This is a genomic window from Isoptericola sp. NPDC060257 (assembly GCF_042726645.1).
GTDB classification, from domain to species: domain Bacteria; phylum Actinomycetota; class Actinomycetes; order Actinomycetales; family Cellulomonadaceae; genus Isoptericola; species Isoptericola nanjingensis.
Window position 1 is genome coordinate 1 of record NZ_JBHXAW010000465.1, and the last position, 1,796, is coordinate 1,796.

At 74.9% G+C, this 1,796-nt stretch carries 2 protein-coding genes; both read right to left on the reverse strand.

The features are described from left to right. Positions 1 to 82: 82 nt before the first annotated feature. On the reverse strand, positions 83 to 526 hold the full coding sequence (locus ACFWEK_RS21335; protein ID WP_430546136.1) for an OsmC family peroxiredoxin: 444 nt from the start codon (positions 524 to 526) through the stop codon (positions 83 to 85). Positions 527 to 646: 120 nt separating this feature from the next. Continuing rightward, complete coding sequence (locus ACFWEK_RS21340; RefSeq protein WP_430555341.1) at positions 647 to 1,720, reverse strand: hypothetical protein; 1,074 nt, start codon at positions 1,718 to 1,720, stop codon at positions 647 to 649. Positions 1,721 to 1,796 lie beyond the last annotated feature (76 nt).

Consider the following 1,796-nt stretch of genomic DNA (forward strand, 5'->3'; position numbering starts at 1 on the left):
GAGCTCTCGTACTACCTCGCCGTCTGGGCTACTAGGTCGGCGATCGCGGCACTTCCTCGCCGCGGCGCGTACTCCCTCGAGGTCAGCCCTCGAAGGTCACGTCCAGCGTGATCTCGCCGACTCCCGCGAGCGCCTTCGAGACCGGGCAGCCGGCCTTGGCAGCCTCGGCGGCGGCGCGGTACGCGTCGGCGTCGATGCCGGCGGCCGAGCCCACCACGGTGAGGTTGATCTTCGAGATCTCGAGGCCGCCGCCCGCGGCCGGGGTCAGGGTGACGTCGGCGGTCACGTCGGTCTTGCCGGGCGTGCCGCCTGCGTTCGCGACCTCGAGCGAGAACGCCATGGCGAAGCACGACGAGTGCGCGGCCGCGATGAGCTCCTCCGGGCTGGTGACACCCTCCGCGGCGTCCGCCGTCCGGCGGGGGAACGAGACGTCGAACGTCCCGACGCCGGAGCTGGCGAGCTCGACCCGGCCGGAGCCCTTCTGGATGTCGCCGTTCCAGGCGGTGCGTGCGGTACGGGTGGACATAGGAGATCTCCTTCGTGCTCCGGGACAGGTCACGACGACCGTAACGCGCACCCGCACCTCACGTCAGGGAGCGCCCGCGTGGTGGCGGTCACTCCCGCGCGTCGGCGGCCGCCACGGGTCTCACCGCGGGGCCGAGAAGTCCATCGCCTCGTCCGCGACGGCGACGACGGACCACGCGTTGCCGTCGGCGTCGGACAGCTCGTACGCCGGGACGAGCACGACCGAGCCGTCGTCCTGCGACTGCTGCGCCAGGCCGAGCCGGGCGTCGGTGATCTCGACGTCGGACACCGGCCAGTCCACCGGGTCGCCGGCCGCGGGTGGTGCCGGGGCCTCGGTCGGCTCGTTCCCGTCGGGCTCGGCAGCCCACATCGCCTCCTCGTCGGCGTACGCGACGGGCCAGGCCGCGCCGGAGAACCGGGGGTCGCCCAGGCGCCGCACGGCCTCGGCCGGGCTGATGACGGGGTACTCGCCGAGGTCCTCGGTGGTGGCGAGGAAGCCGTCGAGCCAGGCGACGCCCTCCTCCCCGACGGTGGCGCTCCACTGGGCGCCGGTGCGGCTGCCGTCGACCACCTGGGAGGCGGTGACCCAGCGGCTGGGGTCGCCGTCGGTCTTCTCGCCCACCTCGATCTCGAACGTGTCGGGGTCCACGCCGAGGCTCCGCATGACGTCGGTGAGCGCGTCGCGCGCCTCCCGGTCGCCGACGGACGACGTCGCCGGCTCGTCGCACGCAGGCTCGGTGTCCTCCCCGTCGTCTCCTCCGTCGCTGCGGGCGACGACGTCCTCGCACTGCCACGGGTCGGCGCCGGGGTCGTTGTAGCCGAACGTCGCGCTGCCGTCGGCGGACAGCCAGACGTGCGGGCCGCTGCCGTCCTGGGGGCCCACGGACCAGCCGTACTCCCACCGCGGCTTCCCCTCGACCCCGAGCGTCTGCGCGAGCCGCGCGGCCCCCTCGCGGGTGGCCACGCCCGTCGCGTCGAAAGCGAATGCCGACGCCGTCCCGCCCTCGGTGGACAGCCCCTCCGCGCGGAACAGGGCCCGACCGGAGGTGGCCCAGCTCGGCATGGTGGAGGCGGTGTCCGACGACCCGGCGGCGTCGCCCGCGCCCGCGCTGTCCTCCGCGGCACCCATCGCGGCGCCGCCGGGCGCGGCGTCGTCGCCGGCCGCCCCGGCGGCCCGGCCGCCGCCGTTCAGCACGACCGGGGCGTCGGCGGACGCGGACGCGCCGGGCGCCGGCCCGGGGACTTATAAAAAAAACACAGCCCCACAAACC